Source organism: Streptomyces hydrogenans (assembly GCF_014656075.1).
Taxonomy (GTDB): domain Bacteria; phylum Actinomycetota; class Actinomycetes; order Streptomycetales; family Streptomycetaceae; genus Streptomyces; species Streptomyces hydrogenans.
This window is the reverse complement of sequence record NZ_BNBS01000048.1, coordinates 40,186-57,013: the sequence shown is the minus strand read 5'-3', so window position 1 is coordinate 57,013 and position 16,828 is coordinate 40,186. Positions and strand designations below refer to the sequence as shown.

18 protein-coding genes and 1 pseudogene are annotated in these 16,828 nt (G+C 75.6%); 8 read left to right on the top strand and 11 right to left on the bottom strand.

Annotation, left to right across the window (positions count from 1 at the left end; all coding sequences use genetic code 11):
• Positions 1-491, top strand: a pseudogene (locus IE321_RS21075) (serine/threonine protein kinase); the annotation flags it as partial.
• Between the two features lie 10 nt (positions 492-501).
• On the opposite strand, the gene IE321_RS21070 reads toward IE321_RS21075, so the two are convergent.
• A complete protein-coding gene (locus IE321_RS21070; protein WP_043225123.1) occupies positions 502-1,548 on the bottom strand; it encodes a LacI family DNA-binding transcriptional regulator in 1,047 nt (348 codons plus the stop codon).
• Positions 1,549-1,721: 173 nt separating this feature from the next.
• Between IE321_RS21070 and IE321_RS21065 the strand changes: the two genes are divergently transcribed.
• Positions 1,722-2,729 (top strand): ROK family protein, encoded by a 1,008-nt coding sequence (locus IE321_RS21065; RefSeq protein ID WP_190224107.1) that lies wholly within the window; start codon positions 1,722-1,724, stop codon positions 2,727-2,729.
• Positions 2,730-2,747: 18 nt separating this feature from the next.
• Here IE321_RS21065 and IE321_RS21060 read toward each other — a convergent pair whose 3' ends face one another.
• On the bottom strand, positions 2,748-2,948 hold the full coding sequence (locus IE321_RS21060) for a DUF8839 family protein (protein ID WP_190224106.1): 201 nt from the start codon (positions 2,946-2,948) through the stop codon (positions 2,748-2,750).
• Between the two features lie 151 nt (positions 2,949-3,099).
• On the opposite strand from IE321_RS21060, the gene IE321_RS21055 reads away from it, so the two are divergent.
• Positions 3,100-4,137, top strand: a complete 1,038-nt coding sequence (locus tag IE321_RS21055) for an NUDIX hydrolase (RefSeq protein ID WP_190224105.1) — start codon at positions 3,100-3,102, stop codon at positions 4,135-4,137.
• Positions 4,138-4,143: 6 nt separating this feature from the next.
• Here the strand turns inward: IE321_RS21055 and IE321_RS21050 are convergent, their stop codons facing one another.
• Positions 4,144-4,845: an MBL fold metallo-hydrolase gene (locus IE321_RS21050; RefSeq protein ID WP_190224104.1), complete on the bottom strand. Its 702-nt coding sequence runs from the start codon at positions 4,843-4,845 to the stop codon at positions 4,144-4,146.
• Between the two features lie 130 nt (positions 4,846-4,975).
• Positions 4,976-6,343 carry a dipeptidase gene (locus IE321_RS21045; protein WP_043225119.1) on the bottom strand — a complete coding sequence of 456 codons (1,368 nt, stop codon included), beginning with the start codon at positions 6,341-6,343 and terminating at the stop codon, positions 4,976-4,978.
• A gap of 349 nt (positions 6,344-6,692) precedes the next feature.
• On the opposite strand from IE321_RS21045, the gene IE321_RS21040 reads away from it, so the two are divergent.
• The gene (locus tag IE321_RS21040) at positions 6,693-7,994 is read left to right on the top strand and encodes a geranylgeranyl reductase family protein (protein WP_226651927.1); all 1,302 of its coding nucleotides are present in this window, start codon (positions 6,693-6,695) and stop codon (positions 7,992-7,994) included.
• 61 nt (positions 7,995-8,055) lie between these two features.
• Here IE321_RS21040 and IE321_RS21035 read toward each other — a convergent pair whose 3' ends face one another.
• The gene (locus IE321_RS21035) at positions 8,056-8,520 is read right to left on the bottom strand and encodes a nitroreductase family deazaflavin-dependent oxidoreductase (RefSeq protein WP_190224103.1); all 465 of its coding nucleotides are present in this window, start codon (positions 8,518-8,520) and stop codon (positions 8,056-8,058) included.
• Positions 8,521-8,718: 198 nt separating this feature from the next.
• On the opposite strand from IE321_RS21035, the gene IE321_RS21030 reads away from it, so the two are divergent.
• The gene (locus IE321_RS21030) at positions 8,719-9,423 is read left to right on the top strand and encodes a TetR/AcrR family transcriptional regulator (protein ID WP_190224102.1); all 705 of its coding nucleotides are present in this window, start codon (positions 8,719-8,721) and stop codon (positions 9,421-9,423) included.
• 26 nt (positions 9,424-9,449) lie between these two features.
• Here the strand turns inward: IE321_RS21030 and IE321_RS21025 are convergent, their stop codons facing one another.
• Positions 9,450-10,193 carry a maleylpyruvate isomerase family mycothiol-dependent enzyme gene (locus tag IE321_RS21025; protein WP_043225215.1) on the bottom strand — a complete coding sequence of 248 codons (744 nt, stop codon included), beginning with the start codon at positions 10,191-10,193 and terminating at the stop codon, positions 9,450-9,452.
• Positions 10,194-10,355: 162 nt separating this feature from the next.
• Here IE321_RS21025 and IE321_RS21020 point away from each other — a divergent pair, with 162 nt between their 5' ends.
• Both IE321_RS21020 and IE321_RS21015 read left to right on the top strand, forming a co-directional pair.
• Positions 10,356-11,582: an ROK family protein gene (locus IE321_RS21020; protein ID WP_043225113.1), complete on the top strand. Its 1,227-nt coding sequence runs from the start codon at positions 10,356-10,358 to the stop codon at positions 11,580-11,582.
• A gap of 144 nt (positions 11,583-11,726) precedes the next feature.
• On the top strand, positions 11,727-12,497 hold the full coding sequence (locus tag IE321_RS21015; RefSeq protein WP_190224101.1) for an SAM-dependent methyltransferase: 771 nt from the start codon (positions 11,727-11,729) through the stop codon (positions 12,495-12,497).
• 2 nt (positions 12,498-12,499) lie between these two features.
• On the opposite strand, the gene IE321_RS21010 is transcribed toward IE321_RS21015, so the two are convergent.
• Both IE321_RS21010 and IE321_RS21005 read right to left on the bottom strand, forming a co-directional pair.
• Entirely contained in the window at positions 12,500-13,081 is a 582-nt protein-coding gene (locus tag IE321_RS21010; RefSeq protein ID WP_226651855.1) for an ATP-binding protein, read from the bottom strand.
• Between the two features lie 189 nt (positions 13,082-13,270).
• On the bottom strand, positions 13,271-13,588 hold the full coding sequence (locus IE321_RS21005) for a hypothetical protein (protein WP_043225214.1): 318 nt from the start codon (positions 13,586-13,588) through the stop codon (positions 13,271-13,273).
• 194 nt (positions 13,589-13,782) lie between these two features.
• On the opposite strand from IE321_RS21005, the gene IE321_RS21000 reads away from it, so the two are divergent.
• Positions 13,783-14,919, top strand: coding sequence for a PLP-dependent cysteine synthase family protein (locus IE321_RS21000; protein ID WP_043225110.1), 1,137 nt, complete (start codon positions 13,783-13,785; stop codon positions 14,917-14,919).
• On the opposite strand, the gene IE321_RS20995 is transcribed toward IE321_RS21000, so the two are convergent.
• The 3 genes from IE321_RS20995 to IE321_RS20985 are packed head-to-tail and all read right to left on the bottom strand — an operon-like array spanning position 14,879 to position 16,729.
• On the bottom strand, positions 14,879-15,379 hold the full coding sequence (locus IE321_RS20995; RefSeq protein WP_190224100.1) for an SRPBCC family protein: 501 nt from the start codon (positions 15,377-15,379) through the stop codon (positions 14,879-14,881). The genes IE321_RS21000 and IE321_RS20995 overlap by 41 nt on opposite strands.
• A gap of 49 nt (positions 15,380-15,428) precedes the next feature.
• Positions 15,429-15,914, bottom strand: a complete 486-nt coding sequence (locus IE321_RS20990; RefSeq protein ID WP_190224099.1) for an SRPBCC family protein — start codon at positions 15,912-15,914, stop codon at positions 15,429-15,431.
• On the bottom strand, positions 15,911-16,729 hold the full coding sequence (locus IE321_RS20985; RefSeq protein WP_043225103.1) for a DeoR/GlpR family DNA-binding transcription regulator: 819 nt from the start codon (positions 16,727-16,729) through the stop codon (positions 15,911-15,913). Before IE321_RS20985 ends, IE321_RS20990 begins: the two co-directional genes overlap by 4 nt.
• Positions 16,730-16,828: the final 99 nt, after the last annotated feature.

Sequence of the window (16,828 nt, the reverse complement as noted above, 5' to 3'; positions counted from 1 at the left end):
GTTCGGCCACCGGCTCGGGCGGCACGGACCCGGCCGCGGGCGGCGGCACCGGCACTCGCGACGGCGGTGCCACCGCGACGCCGGGGAGCGGCGACGGCGCCTCGACCACGGGCTCCGGCGGCGGGGGGACGACCGGCGGCGGAGCCACCACCGCACCGGCGGCCGGGGCCACCACGACGGCGGCACCGGAACCGACCACCCAGGCCCCGGCCGGCGGCTGCGAGGCGGCCGGGTCCGGAGCCACCTGCCAGGTGGTGCGCTCCGCCACGACGAAGCGCTACGACGGCGGGGAGATGGGCACGGTCGGGGCCGGACCGCACCCGTTCTTCTGCCAGGTGGACCTCGCCCACAGCGAGTCCTACGGCGGCGTGAGCAGCCGCTGGTTCGCCCGCACCGACGACGACAGCGGCAACACCAACGTCTACCTCAGCGTGCTCCACCTGCGCGGCGGCGCCTCCGGCGGCCCCGTGGAGGGGCTGCGGATCTGCTGAGCCGGGCGCGTCAGCGGGACGACGGAGGCAGCTCGCCCGAGCCCCGGGCGAGCAGCCGCGTCCCGATGACGACCTGCCGAGGTGCCTCGGCGGCCCCGTCGAGGCGCCGGAACAGCTGCTGGGCGGCCGTCCTGCCGACCGCCGCCGGGTCCTGCGCGATCACGGTGACGCCCAGCACGTCGCCGAGCTCGATGTCGTCGAAGCCGACCAGCGCCACGGGCGGCGGCCCGCCGCGGTCGGTCCGCTCGGCGAGCACCCGGACGGCGGTGACGGTGACCCGGTTGTTGCCCGCGAACAGCGCCGTCACCGGCTCCGGACCGGACAGCATGCCCGCGACGGCCGCCGCCACCCGCTCGGGATCCGTCGACCCCGGCGCCACCCACCGCTCGTCCACCGGCAGCCCGGCGTCGTCCATCGCCGCGCGGTAGCCGCGCAGCCGCTCCGCCGCGGTGTGGATCCGCGGCCGGTCGCCGATGAAGCCGATCCGCCGGTGCCCGTGGGCGATCAGGTGGGCCACGCCCTCCCGGGCCCCGCCGAAGCTGTCCGAGAGGACGGCGTCCGCCTCGATGAGCCCGGCCGGGCGGTCGGCGAAGACCGTGGCCACGCCCGCCCGGATCTCCGGTTCCAGATAGCGGTGGTCGTCCCCGGCCGGGATCACGATCAGCCCGTCCACCCGGCGCGCGCACAGCGTCAGCGCCAGCTCCTGCTCCCGCCCGGGGTCCTCGGCGCTTGAGCCGTTGATCAGCAGCGTGCCGTGGGCCCTCGCGACCTCCTCCACGGCCCGGCTGAGCTGCCCGTAGAACGGGTCGGCGAGGTCCTCCAGGACGAGCCCGATGGTCGCCGTCCGCCCCTTGCGCAGCACCCGCGCGCTGTCGTTGCGGCGGAAACCGAGCGCCTCGATGGCCTCGCGGACCCGCCGCTCGGTCTCCGGGGTCACCCCGGGCTCGCCGTTCACGACCCGCGAGACGGTCTTGAGGCCGACGCCCGCCCGGGCGGCGACGTCCTTCATCGTGGGCCGGTTGCCGTAGCGGGGCTCGGGGCGGGTGGTCTCGGCCACGGTGCGGGAATCCTCCGTTGTGGGTGGGCCGGCGGCTGCCGTCCGGCGGATCATCCGCCTCCGGACCGAGCATAGAGCCTGGACAACGTTGTCCCCGAGGGGTGGACAAGGGCCTCGCGTCCGCGGCCGGTACGGGCCCGGGCCGCCGCGCGCCACCGTGAGAACCTACGTCCATGCCCACCGCCCCCCGACCCGCACACCTCGCCGCGCCCCTCCCCGTCCCGGGCCCCGCTCCCGTCCCGGCCCACGGCCTCGCCGTCGGACCGGTCGCCGCGCTCGACATCGGCGGCACCAAGATCGCCGGGGCGCTGGTCGACGCCGAGGGGCGCCTCCTGGCCCGCGTCCAGCGGCCCACCCCGGCGCGCGAGGACGCGGAGACGGTCATGGCGGTGGTCGCGGAGGTGCTCGACGCCCTCGCCGGCTCCCCGCTCTGGGACTCGGCCGGGGCCGTGGGCATCGGCAGCGCGGGGCCGGTGGACGCCGCACGGGGCACGGTCAGCCCGGTCAACGTGCCCGGCTGGCGCGACTTCCCGCTCGTCGACCGGGTCCGGCGGCTGGCCGGCGGCCGGCCGGTCACCCTCGTCGGCGACGGCGTCGCCATGACCGCCGCCGAGCACTGGCTCGGCGCCGCCCGCGGTCACGCCGACGCCCTCTGCCTGGTCGTGTCGACCGGCGTCGGCGGCGGTCTCGTCCTCGGCGGCCGCCTGCACCCGGGCCCCACCGGCAACGCCGGTCACATCGGTCACCTCAGCGTCGACCTCGACGGCGCCCCCTGCGCCTGCGGCGGCCGCGGCTGCGTCGAGCGGCTCGCCGGCGGTCCCCACATCGCCCGCCACGCGCTCGACGGGGGCTGGCGGCCCGGACCCGAAGGCGACGCCTCGGCCGCCGCGGTGGCCGAGGCCGCGCGGGCCGGCCACCCGGCTGCCCTCGCCGCCTTCGAGCGGGCCGCGCGTGCCCTCGCGGCCGGGATCGCGGCCACCGCGCATCTGGTGGAGATCGACATCGCGGTCGTCGGCGGGGGAGTGGCCGGCGCCGGGGAGGTCCTCTTCACCCCGCTCCGGCCCCACCTCGCCGACTACGCCACGCTCGCCTTCGCCCGCGGCCTCACGGTCGTCACCGCCGCCACCGGCACGGGCGCGGGCCTCCTGGCCGCCGCCGCGGCGCCCCGCGCCACCGGCTGACCGGAGCGCCGCGGCCGCTCACCCCCGGGCCGGCGAGGCCCGTGACTCCGGCCGCTCCGGCGCGCGCTGTTCGACCACGACCAGGAAGGCGTCGGACGCCAGGTCCATCACGACCCGGGCCGGCACCCCCTCGTCGCGGCACGCGCCCGCGTACTCCTCGGCGGGCCAGTGCCCGCGCGGCCCGCCCGCCGGAAACCGCTCCAGAACCGTACGGTCCATCTCCGCACCCCCTCGTGCTCGTCGGTGTCAACGACGGCGGGGCCCGGAGCGTTACGGATCGGCCCGGACATGTGTTCGTGGTTTTCGTGGCAGGGTGTTGCGGGCAAGCCACAGGGGGCTTCGACGAGGGGCTTCGGATGAGGGGGGAATCGTGATCGTCTGGATCAACGGTGCTTTCGGCGCGGGGAAGTCCGGCACCGCGCGCGAACTGGTCGGACTGATCCCGCACAGCACGCTGTACGACCCCGAGGCGACCGGCGCCGCGCTGCGCCGGCTCCTCCCCGCCGAACGGCTCGCCGAGGTGGACGACTACCAGGACCTGCCGATCTGGCGCCGGCTCGTGGTGGACACCGCGGCCGCCCTGCACGCCGAGGTCGGCGGAGTGCTCGTCGTCCCGATGACGCTGCTCCGGCAGGAGTACCGCGACGAGATCTTCGGCGGCCTCGCCGCCCGCCGCATCGACGTCCGGCATGTGCTCCTGGCACCGGAGGAAACGATCCTGCGGTCACGTATCGACGGGCGCGCCGAGTTCGGCGACCCGGACGCCGACGCCGGCGTCCGCCGCTGGTGTCACGCCCACCTCCCGCCCTACCGGGAGGCCGTCGCGGGCTGGCTCGGCGCCGACGCCCACACCGTCGACACCTCGGCGCTCACCGTCTCCGAGACCGCCAAGGCCGTCGCCGACGCGGTCCTGGGCGGCCTCGCCGCACCCTGCGGGATCGTCCAGACGCCCGAGCCGACCCGCGAGACCCTGGCCGCCGGCGTCCTCCTCTTCGACGACCAGGACCGCTTCCTGCTCGTCGACCCCACCTACAAACCCGGCTGGGAGTTCCCCGGCGGCGTCGTCGAGTCCGGCGAACCGCCCGCCCGCGCCGGGATGCGCGAGGTCGCCGAGGAGATCGGCCTGGAGCTCGACGCGGTCCCCCGGCTGCTCCTGGTCGACTGGGAACGGCCCCAGCCGCCCGGCTTCGGCGGCCTCCGCCTGCTCTTCGACGGAGGCCGGCTCGCCGCCCGCGACCGGGACCGGCTCCGGCTGCCCGGCGCCGAACTGCGCGCCTGGCGCTTCGTCACCGAGGAGGAGGCCGCCGACCTCCTCCCGCCCGTCCGCTACGACCGCCTCCGCTGGGCCCTGCGCGCCCGCGAACGCGGCACCGTGCTCAACCTGGAGGCGGGCGTCCCCGTCGGCTGACGCCGGCTACCCGGGGGTGACGGCTCCGGCGGCCGCGGCCGCCGCGAGCCGCTCCGCCGTGTCCTGGGCGACCACGGGTCCGTGCCCGCAGCACAGCACCGACGGACGCAGCTCCGCCAGCCTCCGCAGCGACTCCAGGGCCCGCGCGCGGTCCACGTGGAACACGCCGAAGGTCACCCCCTGCACCGTCGCCACGGTGTCGCCCGCGAAGAGCACGCCGTGGCGGGGGAGGTGGATCGCCATCGAGCCCGGCGTGTGCCCGGGGGTGTGGACGGCGACCGCGCCGTCCCCGAAGCCGAGCTCCTCGCCGTCCCCGACCTCCCGGTCCACCCGGGTCGCGGGGGCCTCGGGGCAGGCGAGGCCGTGCTCCCAGAGCGGGCGCTCCCACTCCAGGAGGTCCGGCTCGGGCACCGGCAGTTCGCCGCGCACGTACGGCGCGTCGAGCCGGTGGGCGACGATCTCGGCCCCGTGCCGGTCGGCCAGCTCCTGCGCCGCGCCCACGTGGTCGCGGTGGCCGTGGGTGAGGACGACGCGGGCCAGCCGGTCCGGGGCGAGGCCCGCCGCCCGTATCGCCGCGGTCGTGGCGTCCGCCGATCCGGCCCAGCCGGCGTCCACGAGGGTCAGTTCGCTGTCGTCCCGCCACAGGTACGCCTGCCCGATCGAGTAGTCGAGCAGGTGCAGCCGGGGCGTGATCCTGAGGGCTTCCATGAGGCGAACGTACGCAGTGCGGCGGGCCCGGCGGGGCGTTCTACGCTCTGGGCGAGCTTCGCCCAGCGCTGAACCGGCCGGGGCCGGGGCCGGTCGTCCCCGACCCGCCCCGGCCCCGCCCGTCGCGGCGTCAGGCCCCGAGGCCACCCGCGTAGTTGACGAGGAACAGCGCCTCGGCGACGGAGAGCCGCTCCAGCTCCTCCGGCGACACCGACTCGTTGACCGCGTGGATCCGCGCCTCGGGCTCGCTCAGGCCGATGAGCAGGATCTCCGCCTGCGGGTAGAGCGTGGCGAGCGTGTTGCAGAGCGGGATCGAGCCGCCCATGCCGGCCGCCTGCATCTCCTGGCCCGGGTACGCGACCCGCATCGCCTCCGCCATCGACGCGTACGCCGGGCTGGAGGTGTCCGCCTGGAACGGCTGGCCCTGGCCGACCTGCTCCAGGGTGACGCGCGCGTTCCACGGCGTGTGCTTCTCGATGTGGGCGAAGAGCAGCTTGGTCGCCTCGGCCGCGTCCTGGCCCGGCGGCACCCGCAGGCTGACCTGCGCGCGGGCGGTCCGCGGGATGGACGGGGTCGCGCCCGCCACCGGGTGGCAGTCGATGCCGACGACGGTGACGGCGGGACGGGCCCAGATGCGCTCGGCGACCGTGCCGGCGCCCGGCAGGTCCACGCCCGGCAGCACCTTGGCGTCGGCGCGGAACTGCTCCTCCGGGTACTGCAGGCCCTCCCACGCGGCGTCCGCGGGCAGGCCGTCGATCACCGTCGAGCCGTTCTCGTCCCGCAGCGAGTCGAGGACCCGGATCAGCGCGGCGAGCGCGTCGGGCGCGGCACCGCCGAACTGACCCGAGTGGAGGTTGCCCTCCAGGGTGTCGATCTGGACCCGGATCATGGTCATGCCGCGCAGGGTGGCGGTCACCGTCGGCAGGCCGACGCGGAAGTTGCCCGCGTCGCCGATCACGATGGTGTCGGCGGCCAGCAGCTCGGGGTGCTGCTCCGCGTACCGCTCCAGACCGCCGGTGCCCTGCTCCTCCGAGCCCTCGACGATCATCTTGACGGTCACCGGCACGCCGCCGTTGGCCTTGAGGGCCCGCAGCGCCAGCAGGTGCAGGATGAAGCCGCCCTTGCAGTCGGCGGCGCCCCGGCCGTACCAGCGGCCGTCCTCGCGCTCGGTGAGCTGGAACGGCGGGGTCAGCCACGCCGATTCGTCGAGCTTGGGCTGCACGTCGTAGTGGGCGTAGAGGAGCACCGTGGGCGCGCCCGCCGGGCCCGGCAGCACGCCGTACACCGACTGCGTGCCGTCCGGCGTGTCCAGCAGCGCGACGTCGCGGAAGTCCTCGGCGCGCAGCGCGTCGGCGACCCAGTTCGCGGCGCCCTCGCACTCGCTGCGGGGCGCCACGGCCTCGTCCGCGACCGACTCGAAGGCGACCAGCTCCGTCAGCTCGGCCTTCGCGCGAGGCATCAGGGACCGGACGGTCTCGGCGATCGGATTCGGCGTCATGGGCACGCTCCTCGTGGGTGCGACGTTGTGAGCTAAGGGGAGCGAACGGCGTATCGGGTGGTACGGCGATCGCACCGTCGATCCTACGACCGGGCAGCGGCGTACCGAGCCGTAGGATGCGGGAAGCAGACGCCGGTCGGATCAGGAGCAGAAGCACATCGTGAGCAGCGAGCACGCAGAGAACGCCGGTCCGGAGCCCATCGAGCCGCTCGTGCCCGGCGATTCGGCCCCGGCGGCCGAGCCGTCCGGCGCGGCGGCGGACGCGGTGCCGGACGCGGATGCCGGTGCGGAGCCCGGTCCCGGAGCGGACGCGGACCCCGCCGCGGAGCCCGGTACCGAGCGGCCCGAGGTGTGGGACGTCGTGGTCGTCGGCGCCGGCCCGGCCGGCGCCTCGGCGGCGTACGCGGCGGCGGTCGCGGGCCGCCGGGTGCTGCTCCTGGAGAAGTCCGAGCTGCCCCGGTACAAGACCTGCGGCGGCGGCATCATCGGCCCCTCCCGCGACTCGCTCCCGCCCGGCTTCGAACTCCCGCTCCAGGACCGGGTGCACGCGGTCACCTTCTCACTGGAGGGCCGCTTCGCCCGCACCCGCCGCTCGCGCCGGATGCTCTTCGGGCTCATCAACCGGCCGGAGTTCGACGCCCAGCTCGTCGAGCACGCGCAGAAGGCCGGCGCCCAGCTGCGCACGGGCGCGACCGTGTCCCGGGTGGAGCAGCACGGGCCGTCCGTGCCGGACCGGCGGACGGTCGCGGTGGTCCTCGCCGACGGCGAGCGGGTGCTGGCGCGGGCCGTGGTCGGCGCGGACGGCAGCGCCAGCCGCATAGGAGCGCACGTCGGTGTGAAGCTCGGCCAGGTCGACCTGGGTCTGGAGGCGGAGATCCCGGTGCCGCCGTCGGTGGCGGAGGACTGGAAGGGCCGGGTCCTCATCGACTGGGGCCCGATGCCCGGCAGTTACGGCTGGGTCTTCCCGAAGGGCGACACCCTCACGGTCGGCGTCATCTCGGCCCGCGGCGAGGGCGCGGCGACCAAGCGGTACCTGGACGACTTCGTCGCCCGGCTGGGCCTCGCCGGTTTCGAGCCCGCGATCTCCTCCGGCCACCTCACCCGCTGCCGCACCGACGACTCGCCGCTCTCCCGCGGCCGGGTCCTGGTCTGCGGCGACGCGGCGGGCCTGCTGGAGCCGTGGACCCGCGAGGGCATCTCGTACGCGCTCCGCTCGGGCCGGCTCGCCGGCGAGTGGGCGGTGCGGGTGGCGGAGGCCGGCGACGCGGTGGACGCCCGCCGCCAGGCGCTGAACTACGCCTTCGCGATCAAGGCGGGGCTCGGTGTGGAGATGGCGGTCGGCCGGCGCATGCTCGCGGTCTTCGAGCGCCGCCCGGGGCTGCTGCACGCGGTGATCACCGGCGTGCGGCCGGCCTGGAACGCGTTCGCGGACATCACCCGCGGTTCGGCCACGCTGGGCGGCATGGTCCGTTCGAACGGTCTGGCCCGGCGGGCCCTCGAAGTCCTCGACAAGCGCATGGACACGGAAGCCGGCGTCGGCCCGGCGGGCCGGGGCGTGAGCCGCAAGGACGAGCGGACGGCGGACACGGACGCGGACGCGACGGCGGGGGCGGGCCCGGCGGAGGCCGCCGAGGCCGTCGATCCCGTCTGAGTCGCGCGCCTCGCGCCCGGCGCGGTGGGGGCGGGTACGGGCTTCGGGTCCGTGCCCGCCCTCACGCGTTCGGGGCGGCGGTGATGCGGAAGACGGGGTGCTTGTGCGCGACGGCGCGCAGCTCCTCGTCGGTGGAGTCCGGGCCGACCCCGGCGAAGAAGACGCCGACCTCGGCCTTCCAGCGCTTGAGGTAGGCGCGCAGCACGTCCGCCTTGGCGTCGTCGGCGACCTCGGTCGCGGTGAACGGCTCGACGTGCTTGCCGAGGTGCAGCTCGCCGCCGCCGACCGCCCGCATGTTGCGGGTCCACTGGACGTGGCCGCGCGGGGCGACGAGGTAGCGGTCGCCGTCGTGGGTGAGCACGTTGACCGGGGTGGTCCGCCACTCGCCGCTCTTGCGGCCCCGGACGGCGAGGACCCGCGAGCCCCAGACGCTGATGCCCCGGCGGGTCAGCCAGGCGACGGAGCGGTTCATGACGTGGACGGTGAACCAGCCGGGCTTCTTGACGTGGGCGGTGGTGTCGGACATCGGGGTCTCCTCGGAGTCGCGGCGGAGGTGCGGGCGGCGGTGCCGGGTGGTGCGGCGTGAGAACCGTTCCCGATCCGCGGCCTTCTCGAATCGTGAGCACTGCTCTCGCTTGAGATCAGTGTGCATGAATCGGCGACCGAGAGCAAGAGCAGTGCTCTCGTTTCGGTGCGCTGCTCTGAAACGTGGCAGACTGCTCCCATGACCACCGTTCAAGGAGCCCGCGCCCGCGCCCGGATCGAGATCACCGCCGCCATCAAGGACGAGGCCCGCCGGCAGCTCGCCGCCGAGGGCGCCGCGAAGCTCTCGCTGCGCGCCGTCGCCCGTGAGCTCGGCATGGTCTCCTCGGCGCTCTACCGCTACTTCCCCAGCCGGGACGACCTGCTGACCGCGCTCATCATCGACGCGTACGACGCCGTCGGCGCCGTCGCGGAGCGGGCCCACGCCGACGCCGTGAGCACCGCGCCCGGCGACCACCTCGCCCACTGGACCGCCGTCTGCCGGGCCGTCCGCTCCTGGGCCGTCGCCCACCCGCACGAGTACGCCCTCATCTACGGCTCGCCGGTCCCCGGATACACCGCACCGCAGGACACGGTCGGCCCGGCCGCCCGCGTCGGCCTGCTCCTGGTGGCGACCGCCCGCGGGGCCCACGAGGCCGGGGGCGTCACGCCGCCGCCGCTGCCGGACGGCCTCGCCCCGGAGGCGGAGCGGCTCGCCGCCGAGGAGGCCGCCGACCTGCCGCCCGCCCTCGCCGTCGCGCTCGTCCGCGCCTGGGCCCAGCTCTTCGGACTGGTGTCGTTCGAGGTCTTCGGCCAGTTCCACCGGATCGTCGAGGACCGGGACGCCTTCTTCGCCGCCGCCGCCGAGCGCCTCGGTCGCGAGGTCGGCCTGGCCCCCCGGCCCTGACGGAGGGCCGGGCCGCCCGCTCGGGATCAGGTGACCGCCGACGTCTCCCGCCACAGCCGCAGCGGCTCCGGGTCGCCGGTGACCGTCACCTCCGCGGCGGGCAGCCGGTTCCACAGCAGCAGGTAGAGCCGGTCCGCGCTCCCGGACACCTCCGTGTCCACCGGGCCGGAAGCCGTCCCGCCGCGCTCCGTGACGGGCGGCGCGGCCGAGAGCCGTACCGTCCAGACGTCCCCCGTGTCCGTCGCCCGCAGCCGCAGGGTGCGCGGCAGCTCGGTCCTGACCCGGCTGCGGTCGCGCGCGTGGAAGCCCGCGAGGAGTTCGTCGACGCCGTCGGCGGCGAGCGCCGCCCCGACCGGACCCGGGCCCCCGGACAGCGCCGACTCGGCGTCCACCCGGTGCACGGTGGTCTCGTGTGCCTGCCGCCGGGCCCAGAAGGCGAGCGGGGACGGAGCCGGCAGGAACGTCCAGGCGTCGAGCGTCTCCGGCGCGGCCCGCAGCGCCGCGACCAGGGCGGCGTGGCCCTCGCGGTAGTGGGCGAGGAGCGGGGCGCCGTCCAGGTCCGGCTCGCCCGCCTCGGGCCGGTACTCCCCGCTGCCCTCGACGACGAGGCCCGTCACCCAGCGGTGCACCATCGTCGTGTGCCGCAGCAGGTCGCGGACCCGCCATCCCGGGCACGTCGGGACCTCCGCGTCCGGCCCCGCCGCCTCCGCCGCCCCGGCGAGCGCCCGGCCGGCCGTCTCCAGCGCGTCGATGTGCTCCGCGATCCTCATCGTGCCCCCGTTCCCGATGTACGTGTCCACGGCGAGGATTCTGGCACCGGGAGGTCCCGTCCGTGCCCGACATCGCCGGGTCGCCTCCGTGCCCGACGCCGGGGAGCCGGTCCGGCCCGGCCGGTTCCGGCGGGCGGCCCCGATCATGCGAGACTCGGGCCCATGAACGGCAAGGCGACGACGACGCGTACTCGGCTGGACAGGGGGCGCAGCGCGCTCGGCCCCGCGCTGGAGCTGGTCCACACCGGCCGGGCGCCGACGCGGGCCGTCCTCACCGCCGAACTGGGCGTCACCCGCGCCACCGCCGGGGCCGTCGCCGCCGAGCTGGAGGCCCTCGGCCTCATCCGGGTCGACTCCAACCCCGGGGCCGCCGCCGGTTCCCAGGGCCGCCCCTCGCACCGGCTCGCCGTCGACGAGAAGGGGCCGGTGGCGCTCGCCGCCCAGGTCCACGCGGACGGCTTCCGGGCCGCGTTGATCGGCCTCGGCGGCACGCTCGTCGCCACCGTCCCCGGATCGGTGACGGTCTCCGCCGACCCGGCACAGGTCCTCGGCGCCGTCGTGGACGCGGGCGCCGCTCTGCTCCGCGAGACCGGACGGCGCTGCGTCGGCGCCGGCCTGGCCGTGCCGTCCGCCGTCGCCGAACCCGAGGGCACCGCGCTCAACCCGCTCCACCTGGCCTGGCCGGCCGGCGCGCAGGTCCGCGAGATCTTCGCCGAGCGGATCCGGGCCGCCGGCATCGAGGGCCCCGCCTTCACCGCCAACGACGTGAACCTCGCCGCGCTCGCCGAGCACCGGCACGGCGCCGGGCGCGGCGCCCGCGACCTGCTGTGCGTGGCCACCGGGCACCGGGGCGTCGGCGGCGCGCTCGTCCTCGACGGGCGCCTCCACACCGGCAGTTCGGGCCTCGCCCTGGAGGTGGGACACCTGACGGTGAACCCGGAGGGCAGGCCGTGTCACTGCGGCGGCCGTGGCTGCCTGGACGTCGAGACCGACCCGCTGGCCTTCCTCACGGTCGCCGGCCGCGAGCCGGGCCCCGAGGTCTCCCTGCTCCAGCAGGCCCGCGACCTGCTGCGGACCGCGCCGGACGACCCGGGGGTGCGGGCGGCGGTGGAGGAGCTGATCGACCGTCTCGGCCTGGGCCTGGCCGGTCTGGTGAACATCCTCAACCCCGACCGCATCATCCTCGGTGGGCTCCACCGCGAGCTGCTCGACGCCGACCCGGAGCGGCTGCGCGCGGTCGTCGCCGACCGCAGCCTGTGGGGCCGCAGCGGCGGTGTCCCGATCCTCCCCTGCACCCTGGACCACAACAGCCTGGTGGGCGCGGCCGAACTCGCCTGGCAGCCGGTCCTCGACGACCCCCTCACCGCGCTGGGCGGCGCCCCCGTCTGACCCGGGGCACGGGGCCCGCGCCCGGTTCGCCGCCGCCGCCGACGACGACGCCGCCGGACGGTCGGGCGCGCCGCCCCCGCCGGCCCGGGAACGCGGGTGAAAAGGGGTGGGCGTCCGGGGGCGGGCCCGGTAACGTCGCCCTCCATGATCACTTCCGATGACGGGCTCCCGCCCCGCCTGGGCAGCCTCACCTTCCACGGCCCGCTCTCCGAGGAGCGCGCCGAGCGCCTCCTGCGCCGGATCGTCGCCTCCGGTCCCGCCGACGTCCTCGACATCGGCTGCGGCTGGGGCGAACTGCTGCTCCGCGTCCTCGACGCGGTGCCCGGGGCGAAGGGCACCGGCATCGACATCAACGCCGAGGACCTCGCGCGCGGCCGCGCCCTCGCGGCGGAGCGCGGCCTCGCGGACCGTGCCGTCTTCGTCGAGGAGTCCGCCCGCGGCACCGAGCGCGGACCCGTCGACGCGATCCTGTGCCTCGGCGCCAGCCAGGCCCTGTGCGACCCGGAGCTGCCCCACGACCCGGCGGAGGCGCTGCGCGAGCTGCGCCGGCTGGTCCGGCCCGGCGGCGTGGTGGTGCTCGGCGAGGGCTTCTGGGAGCGGACCCCGACGGCGGCGGAGCTCGCCGCGATGTGGCCCGGCGCCTCCACCGGCGACCACTTCCCGCTGGGGGAGCTGGTCGACCTGGCGATCGGGGCGGGCTTCCGGCCCGCCTGGATCGAGACGGCGGGCCGCGACGAGTGGGAGGCGTTCGAGTCCGGCTACCGGTACGACACGGAGCTGTGGCTCGCCGCCCATCCGGACCACCCGCTGGCCGAGGAGACCCGCGAGCGGGTCGACCGGCAGCGTTCCGGCTGGCTGAAGGGCTACCGGAACGTCCTCGGCATCGCCTACCTGACCCTGGTCGCCACGGCCTGACGTCAGGCCCCGCGCCCGGCGCTCGCCGCGAGCGCCGGGGCGTCCGCGGGCGTGCCGAGCGGGATGCCGGCGAGCCGGCTGTACGAGACGACCGGGGCCGGCGGCACCAGGTCGAAGCCGAACCCGGCCTCGGCGGCGGCCAGGGCCGGGCCATCGGCGCACGGTGGTGCCGTCAGGGTGAACCAGACGGTCTTCCCGCTGACGCCCCGCGGGCGGACGCCCCAGCTGTCGCTGAGCGCCCCGACGATGGCGAGGCCGCGGCCCGAGGTGGCGAGCGCGTCCGGCTCGTCCCACAGGTCCAGGGCGTCCGACTCCGTCGCGACCGGTATCCGGGGGTCGTTGTCCCGGACCGAGACGGTCAGCCGGTCGAGCAGGAGTTCCAGCTCGACGGTGCACTCCTTGTCGGGCTGCGCGTGGCGGTGCACATTGCTCAACAACTCGGTCACTCCCAGTTGGACGGGATCGACCAGGTCGTCGAGCTGCCAATGGCGCAGATGGGCGGAGACGATCCTGCGGATCTGTCCGATCCGCGACGGCAGGGCCTGGAGCTCCACCGCGTAATACCTGCTCGGCTCGCTGATCACGGCTGCGACTCCCCGAAGTAGTCCTGAAGAAGACGGAGATTCGGATCTGTCCTGCGGTACATCAGGGCGGCGCACTGAGCACAGTGTCACCACCGTTGAACCCTCAGTGAGGTGGTTCCAGCGTGAGCCACCCGTCACCGCCCCGCAACCCGCCGCGAGCTTCCCCAGGTCAGCGCCGTCCGGGCGCGCTCAGCGACCGCCGGCCGCCCGCTTGAGCGCGGCGAGGAAGCGGCCCGCCTGCTCGGCGTCCCGGACGTCGTCCTCCCCGGCGCCGTCCATGGTCAGCCGGTAGCGGGTGCCGTTCACCTTCGCCACCGTCTCGTCCGCCTTCGCGAACCACGGCCGCCCCGCCCGCACCGCCTTGACGGGCGCGCTGTCGATCTCGGAGCCGTAGCTCGTCAGCAGCGCGAGCCGGCCGTCCTCGATGCGGACCTCGCCGGCCCGGGTGAGCGAGCGCGGCCACCGCGCGATCCGTACGCCCCTGGCGCTGAACTCCGCTTCCGCCATGCCGTCCACCCCTTCCGCCGACCCATCCCCACCCAGTGTGCCGGGCCGTCGGCGCGGGCACCAGAGACCCTCGCACACCTGCTCCCCAAGGCGTTCCTATGGAGCGTCAAAGAGATCGTTTGCCCAGGTGGGAGGGGTATCGTCGGCGGTGGGAAGCCAGGGTCCGCCCCGGCGGTACAGCGAGGAGAGAACCGTTGAGCACCACCCCCCGACCCCCCCACGTCGCCGACGCCGTGGCCACCGCGGACGTCGACCGCAGCGATCCGGCCTACCGCGCCTGGCTCAAGGAGGCCGTCCGCAAGGTCCAGGCCGACGCCAACCGCTCCGCCGACACCCACCTCCTGCGCTTCCCGCTCCCCGAGAAGTGGGGGATCGACCTGTACCTCAAGGACGAGTCCACCCACCCCACCGGCAGCCTCAAGCACCGGCTCGCCCGCTCCCTCTTCCTCTACGCGCTCTGCAACGGCTGGATCCGCCCCGGCAAGCCCGTCATCGAGGCGTCCAGCGGCTCGACCGCCGTCTCCGAGGCGTACTTCGCGAAGCTCATCGGCGTCCCCTTCGTCGCCGTGATGCCCCGCACCACCAGCCACGAGAAGTGCCGGCTCATCGAATTCCACGGCGGGCAGTGCCACTTCGTGGACGACTCGCGCACCATGTACGAGGAGGCCGCGGCGCTCGCGACGCGCACCGGCGGCCACTACATGGACCAGTTCACCTACGCCGAGCGGGCCACCGACTGGCGCGGCAACAACAACATCGCGGAGTCGATCTACCAGCAGCTGCGGCTGGAGCGCTACCCGGAGCCGGCGTGGATCGTGGCGACCGCGGGTACCGGCGGCACCTCCGCCACCATCGCCCGCTACGTCCACTACACCCAGCAGGACACCCGGATCTGCGTCGCCGACCCGGAGAACTCCTGTTTCTTCGACGGCTGGGTCCACCACGACCCCGACGCCACCGCCGACTGCGGCTCCCGCATCGAGGGCATCGGCAGGCCCCGGATGGAGCCCAGCTTCGTGCCCGGCGCCGTCGACCGGATGATGAAGGTGCCGGACGCGGCGAGCGTCGCCGCCGTCCGCGCGCTGGAGACCGCGATCGGGCGGAAGGCGGGCGGCTCCACCGGCACCGGACTGTGGAGCGCCCTCAAGATCGTGGCCGAGATGGTCGCCGAGGAGCGCACCGGCAGTGTCGTCACCCTGATCTGCGACCCCGGCGAGCGGTACCTCGACAAGTACTACTCGGACGCCTGGCTCGAAGGGCAGGGCCTCGACATCGCCCCGTACGCGGTGGCTATCGAGCGCTTCCTGGAGACGGGCGTCTGGCCGGAGTGAGCCGCCGGTCCAGCAGCACGGCGGCCCGGCGGAAGGACAGGCCCATGCCCGGTGAGGCCAGCCGCAGCCCGGCGCGGAACGCGGCGGGCCCGTCGGCCGCCATCGTCCAGCGCAGCCGCGTCCCGGCGCCCTCCGGCGCGAGGGCCCACTCCTCGGCCAGCGCGGACACGGCGGGCGCGTTGGTCAGGTCCACCCGGTAGGCGTAGCGGAGGTCCGGCTCGGAGGCGAGGATCGTCTCCTCGAACCGGATCCCGCCGCGCAGCCGGATCGTCCGGCGGGCCCCGTCGTCCAGCGGGACGGCGGAGGAGACCGGGGTGAACCAGGAGGGCAGGCTGCCCACCTCGACCGCTATCGAGCGGTAGACCGCCGGGGGCGGTGCCTGGAGCGTGGCCTCGAAGGCGAGGCGGACGGGCGCGGTGGCGGTGAAGTCGAGCTCCACCGGCCGCAGTCGGCGTTGCATGGACCGGACCTCCCGGATCGAGGGAAGAAGCACGTTAGCTGACAAGCCGTCAGGACGAAAGTCCGTTCGAGGAGTCGGGCCCGGGTCGGCCGCCCGGCGCGGAGACGCCGAGCAGCCCGTCCAGCGCCCGGCCGAACACCACCCGCCCCGCCCGCGCCAGCACCCCGTCGAAGGCCCTCGGCAGGCCGCGCACCGACAGTTCCTCGGTCCACACCACCCGGGAGCCCCCGGGGGCCGCCGCCACCTCGATCTCCGCCCAGCCCCGCACCAGGCGCCCGTACTTCTCCAGCCGGCACACCCCGGGCCGGTCCCCGCGCGGCGGCTCCCAGCGGACCACCTCCATCGGGTCGTCGAAGCCCAGCGGGCCGAGCCCGGTGCGCGCGGTGAAGCGGGTCCCGGTCCGGCTCGGGCCGGGCGTCAGGACCCTCGTCCGGGTCAGCGGCACCTGACGGCCGTGCGCCGGCCAGTCGGTCAGCCGCCGCCAGGTCTCCTCCGGCGCCAGCGGCACCGGGCGCACCACCCGGAAGCGGCTCACGCCGCCGTCTCGCCGGCCACCAGCAGCCCCGGCACGTGCTCCGCGACCTCGGCCCGTACCTCGGCGGCCATCCCCCGGTCCGTCACCCAGGTGTCCACCTCGTCCAGCGACCCGAACGAACTCAGTCCCACCGTGCCCCACTTGGTGTGGTCCGCGACCACCACCACCCGGCGGGCCGAACGGATCAGGCACCCGTTGGTCTCCGCCTCCGCCAGGTTCGGCGTCGACAGCCCCGCCTCCACCGACAGGCCGTGCACCCCGAGGAAGAGCAGGTCGAAGTGGAGCGAGCGGACCGCCCGGTCCGCCACCGGCCCCACCAGCGCGTCCGACGGCGTCCGCACCCCGCCCGTCAGCACCACCGTCGGAGCGCGCCGGCCCTCCCCGGCCGTCTGCCGCGCCTCGTGGAAGACGTCCGCGACCCGGACGGAGTTCGTCACCACGGTCAGGTCGGGCACGTCCAGCAGGTGCCGCGCGAGCGCGTACGTCGTCGTCCCGCCGGACAGCGCGATCGCCGAACCCGGCAGCACCAGCGCCGCCGCCTCCCGCGCGATCTCGTCCTTGGCGCTCGGCTCCAGGACCGACTTCGCCTCGAAGCCCGGCTCGTGGGTGCTCGGCTCCGACACCGGCACCGCCCCGCCGTGCACCTTCGCGACCATGCCCTGCCGGGCCAGCGCGTCCAGGTCACGGCGGATCGTCATGTCCGAGACGCTGAGCCGTCGGGTCAGCTCGTTGACCCGTACGCCGCCGCGGCGCCGGACCTCGTCGAGGATCAGGGCGCGCCGCTGCTCCGCGAGGAGGTTCTGATTGTCTGTCACCGCCGGGGCCGGTCCTTCCGCAGGAGACGAGGGGATGGCTGTCGGATTCGGTGAGAGACCGTGCGCGGGCGCACGGTCGTCCGCGATCCTGGAGCCGAC

Bases quoted from the DNA above. Each gene is read 5' to 3' on its own strand.
- IE321_RS21065 (WP_190224107.1), top strand. From the start codon at position 1,722: ATGCCCACCGCCCCCCGACCCGCACACCTCGCCGCGCCCCTCCCCGTC.
- IE321_RS21060 (WP_190224106.1), bottom strand. From the start codon at position 2,948: ATGGACCGTACGGTTCTGGAGCGGTTTCCGGCGGGCGGGCCGCGCGGG.
- IE321_RS21050 (WP_190224104.1), bottom strand. From the start codon at position 4,845: ATGGAAGCCCTCAGGATCACGCCCCGGCTGCACCTGCTCGACTACTCG.
- IE321_RS21045 (WP_043225119.1), bottom strand. From the start codon at position 6,343: ATGACGCCGAATCCGATCGCCGAGACCGTCCGGTCCCTGATGCCTCGC.
- IE321_RS21035 (WP_190224103.1), bottom strand. From the start codon at position 8,520: ATGTCCGACACCACCGCCCACGTCAAGAAGCCCGGCTGGTTCACCGTC.
- IE321_RS21030 (WP_190224102.1), top strand. From the start codon at position 8,719: ATGACCACCGTTCAAGGAGCCCGCGCCCGCGCCCGGATCGAGATCACC.
- IE321_RS21025 (WP_043225215.1), bottom strand. From the start codon at position 10,193: ATGAGGATCGCGGAGCACATCGACGCGCTGGAGACGGCCGGCCGGGCG.
- IE321_RS21020 (WP_043225113.1), top strand. From the start codon at position 10,356: ATGAACGGCAAGGCGACGACGACGCGTACTCGGCTGGACAGGGGGCGC.
- IE321_RS21015 (WP_190224101.1), top strand. From the start codon at position 11,727: ATGATCACTTCCGATGACGGGCTCCCGCCCCGCCTGGGCAGCCTCACC.
- IE321_RS21005 (WP_043225214.1), bottom strand. From the start codon at position 13,588: ATGGCGGAAGCGGAGTTCAGCGCCAGGGGCGTACGGATCGCGCGGTGG.
- IE321_RS20995 (WP_190224100.1), bottom strand. From the start codon at position 15,379: ATGCAACGCCGACTGCGGCCGGTGGAGCTCGACTTCACCGCCACCGCG.